The following is a 4,705-nucleotide window of genomic DNA, read 5'->3' on the forward strand; positions in this document are numbered from 1 at the left end:
GTGAGGAAAGTCCCGGGCTATTAGTACCACTCGGCTCGGACGTCGCCGCCCTTACACCTGTGGCCTATCAAGGTCATCGTCTATAACCACCCTTGAGGGAGATCTAATCTTGAGGCCGGCTTCGTACTTAGATGCTTTCAGCACTTATCCGATCCGTACTTAGATACCCGGCGGTGCCCCTGGCGGGACAACCGGTAAACCAGTGGTACGTCCAACACGGTCCTCTCGTACTAGTGTCAGAGCCCCTCAAATCTCCTGCGCCCACGATAGATAGAGACCGAACTGTCTCACGACGTTCTGAACCCAGCTCGCGTGCCACTTTAATGGGCGAACAGCCCAACCCTTGGGACCTTCTCCAGCCCCAGGATGTGACGAGCCGACATCGAGGTGCCAAACCATTCCGTCGATATGAGCTCTTGGGAATGATCAGCCTGTTATCCCCGGAGTACCTTTTATCCTTTGAGCGATGGCCCTTCCATGCGGAACCACCGGATCACTATGCTCTAGTTTCCTACCTGATCGAGTTGTATCTCTCCCAGTCAAGCGCCCTTATGCCATTACACTCTACGACCGGTTACCAATCGGTCTGAGGGCACCTTTAGAAGCCTCCGTTACGCTTTTGGAGGCGACCACCCCAGTCAAACTACCCACCATACAGTGTCCTCCTGCCTAGGAGTTAGAACTCAAACAACCGAAGGGCCGTATTTCAACGGCGGCTCCAAGGATACTGGCGTACCCCCTTCAAAGCCTCCGGCCTATCCTACACATCGTCTGCCCAAATTCAATGTAAAGCTATAGTAAAGGTTCACGGGGTCTTTTCGTCCCATCGCGGGTAATCGGCATCTTCACCGATACTACAATTTCACCGAGCTCACGGTTGAGACAGTGTCCAGATCATTACACCATTCGTGCAGGTCGGAACTTACCCGACAAGGAATTTCGCTACCTTAGGACCGTTATAGTTACGGCCGCCGTTTACTGGGGCTTCAATTCAACGCTTCTCTTGCGATGACATCTCCTCTTAACCTTCCAGCACCGGGCAGGTGTCAGGCTGTATACATCATGTTTCCATTTAGCACAGCCATGTGTTTTTGTTAAACAGTTGCCTGGACCTATTCTCTGCGCCTCGCCTTACGACGAGGACCCTTTATCCCGAAGTTACAGGGTCAATTTGCCTAGTTCCTTAACCGTGAATCACTCGAGCGCCTCAGTATTCTCAACCCGACCACGTGTGTCCGTTTACGGTACGGGTGCCGCATGGATAAGTTTAGCGGATTTTCTTGGGAGCATGGTTACGTCCATATTACCTCGTACAAGTACTCGGTATACTGTCAGGTTCGACTCTCCCCGCGGATTTGCCTACGGGAATCAATATCTACACCCTTCAACCGGCTATTCCGTCAGCCGGCAGGACTGTCACTTCTCCGTCTCCACGTCACTCCATGAGGCAGTATGGGAATATTAACCCATTCTTCCATCGGCGGCGCCGTTCGGCTTTGCCTTAGGTCCCGACTCACCCTGATCCGATTAGCGTTGATCAGGAAACCTTGGTCTTTCGGCGGGGGGGTTTCTCGCCCCCCTTATCGTTACTCATACCTACATTTGCTTTTCCATGCGCTCCAACAAGGGTCATCCCTTATCTTCGACGCCGCATGGAATGCTCCCCTACCATGTCTTACGACATCCACGGCTTCGGCAGATCGTTTATGCCCGATTATTATCCACGCCAGATCGCTCGACTAGTGAGCTGTTACGCACTCTTTAAATGAATGGCTGCTTCCAAGCCAACATCCTAGCTGTCTCTGCGATCCGACCTCGTTAGTTCAACTCAACGATCATTTGGGGGCCTTAGCCGGTGGTCTGGATTCTTCTCCTCTCGGACACGGACCTTAGCACCCGCGCCCTCACTCCCTGTAAATATATATCGCGCATTCGGAGTTTATCTGGACTTGATAGGCGGTGAAGCCCTCGCATCCAATCAGTCGCTCTACCTCACGATATACTATAAAGAGGCTGCACCTAAATGCATTTCGGGGAGTACGAGCTATCTCCGAGTTTGATTAGCCTTTCACCCCTACCCTCAGCTCATTGGAAAGCTTTTCAACGCTTACCCATCCGGTCCTCCAGTTGGTGTTACCCAACCTTCAACCTGGCCAAGGGTAGATCACTCGGTTTCGCGTCTCCCCCCCCCGACTGGCCGCCCTCTTCAGACTCGCTTTCGCTTCGGCTCCGTACCTTAGGTACTTAACCTTGCCGGGGAAGGTAACTCGTAGGTTCATTATGCAAAAGGCACGCCGTCACGTCATAACAACGCTCCGACCGCTTGTAGGCAGACGGGTTCAGGGTCTATTTCACTCCCCTGCTCGGGGTTCTTTTCACCTTTCCCTCACGGTACTGGTTCGCTATCGGTCTCTCGGGAGTATTTAGCCTTACGGGATGGGCCCCGCTGTTTCACGCAAGATTTCTCGTGCCCCGCGCTACTCAGGATACCACTAGGCTTCGTAAGGGAGTCATGTACCGGGCTTTCACCGTCTATGGCCGACTTTTCCAAGTCGTTCCATTTCCCTTCCTTCTTGCCACGTCGTGGTCCTACAACCCCCGTGTCGCCTAGACGCCACGGGTTTGGGCTCTTCCGTGTTCGCTCGCCACTACTTACGGAATCATTGTTTATTTTCTCCTCCTATGGGTACTTAGATGTTTCAGTTCCCCACGTTCGCCTCCCTTACGGGATGACAGGCCTTCAGCCTGCCGGGTTGCCCCATTCGGATATCCCGGGATCAACGGCTATTTGCGCCTCCCCCGGGCTTTTCGCAGCTTATCACGTCCTTCGTCGCCTCCGAGAGCCAAGGCATCCACCGTCTGCCCTTGCTTACTTTCTCTCACCTCGTACATACGTACGGGTTGATATATCTTAAGCTCGCTCTACTTGTTTCTTCTTTTTGATGTCCAATATGTCAAAGATCCTCTTTCCCTCGCGGGATGCGTGGAGAATAACGGATTCGAACCGTTGACCCTCTGCGTGCAAAGCAGATGCTCTAGCCAGCTGAGCTAATCCCCCTCATTCGGAGTAGTCCCAGGCAGAGTTGAACTGCCGACCTCTACATTATCAGTGTAGCGCTCTAACCAACTGAGCTATAGGACTGTCAACCTTGCCAAGACTTACGTCCCAGCTTAATCTTTTTCTCTCCGACCGGCCTTCCGATCATTGATCTACATAATAAACATAATCTCAACAGCAGCACAAGGCGATCGATACCTGGTATGACCGGACATCGCCGACACTTGGCCAGCGACGGAATCCTTCGCTCCAGAAAGGAGGTGTTCCAGCCGCACCTTCCGGTACGGCTACCTTGTTACGACTTAGCCCCAGTCACCAGTTTTACCCTAGGCCGATCCTCGCGGTTACGGACTTCAGGTACCCCCGGCTCCCATGGCTTGACGGGCGGTGTGTACAAGGCCCGGGAACGTATTCACCGCGCCATGGCTGATGCGCGATTACTAGCGAATCCAGCTTCACGGAGTCGGGTTGCAGACTCCGATCCGAACTGAGACGTGGTTTGGGGATTCGCTCCCTGTCGCCAGGTGGCTTCCCTTTGTCCACGCCATTGTAACACGTGTGTCGCCCCGGATGTAAGGGCCGTGCTGATTTGACGTCATCCCCGCCTTCCTCGCAGCTTACGCTGGCAGTCCCACCAGAGTCCTCAGCATCACCTGTTAGTAACTAGTGGCAAGGGTTGCGCTCGTTATGGCACTTAAGCCGACACCTCACGGCACGAGCTGACGACAACCATGCAGCACCTCGCAAACGGCTATTGCTAGAAAAGGGGTTTCTACCTCGGTCCGAATGCGTTCAAACCCGGGTAAGGTTCCTCGCGTATCATCGAATTAAACCACATGTTCCTCCGCTTGTGCGGGCCCCCGTCAATTCCTTTGAGTTTCACCGTTGCCGGCGTACTCCCCAGGTGGATCACTTAACGCTTTCGCTGTGCCGCTTACAGTGTATCGCAAACAGCTAGTGATCATCGTTTACTGCGTGGACTACCAGGGTATCTAATCCTGTTTGATCCCCACGCTTTCGTGCATCAGCGTCAGTCATGGCTTGGCAGGCTGCCTTCGCAATCGGGGTTCTGCGTGATATCTAAGCATTTCACCGCTACACCACGCATTCCGCCTGCCTCAAACATACTCAAGCCTCCCAGTTTCAACGGCAATTCTATGGTTGAGCCACAGACTTTCACCGCTGACTTAAAAGGCCGCCTACGCACCCTTTAAACCCAATAAATCCGGATAACGCTCGGATCCTCCGTATTACCGCGGCTGCTGGCACGGAGTTAGCCGATCCTTATTCATAAGGTACATACAAAACAGGACACGTCCCACACTTTATTCCCTTATAAAAGAGGTTTACGATCCATAGAACCTTCATCCCTCACGCGACTTGGCTGGTTCAGGCTTACGCCCATTGACCAATATTCCTCACTGCTGCCTCCCGTAGGAGTTTGGTCCGTGTCTCAGTACCAATGTGGGGGACCTTCCTCTCAGAACCCCTATCCATCGTCGGTTTGGTGGGCCGTTACCCCGCCAACTGCCTAATGGAACGCATGCCTATCTATCAGCGATGAATCTTTAGCAAATATCCCCATGCGGGGCCCCTGCTTCATGCGGTATTAGTCCGACTTTCGCCGGGTTATCCCCCTCTGATAGG

Annotated in this window: 2 tRNA genes and 2 rRNA genes; all 4 read right to left on the reverse strand. The window is 53.3% G+C overall.

From position 1 onward, the window contains the following. Position 1: 1 nt before the first annotated feature. Positions 2-2,879: ribosomal RNA gene (locus DWX33_RS12850) — 23S ribosomal RNA — on the reverse strand. Between the two features lie 105 nt (positions 2,880-2,984). Continuing rightward, positions 2,985-3,058: transfer RNA gene (locus tag DWX33_RS12855), tRNA-Ala, on the reverse strand. Between the two features lie 10 nt (positions 3,059-3,068). Then, positions 3,069-3,142 (reverse strand) — tRNA-Ile (locus DWX33_RS12860). 169 nt (positions 3,143-3,311) lie between these two features. Further along, positions 3,312-4,705: ribosomal RNA gene (locus tag DWX33_RS12865) — 16S ribosomal RNA — on the reverse strand; the annotation flags it as partial.

Origin of the sequence: Parabacteroides sp. AF19-14 (assembly GCF_003635485.1) — a bacterium.
Taxonomy (GTDB): domain Bacteria; phylum Bacteroidota; class Bacteroidia; order Bacteroidales; family Tannerellaceae; genus Parabacteroides; species Parabacteroides distasonis.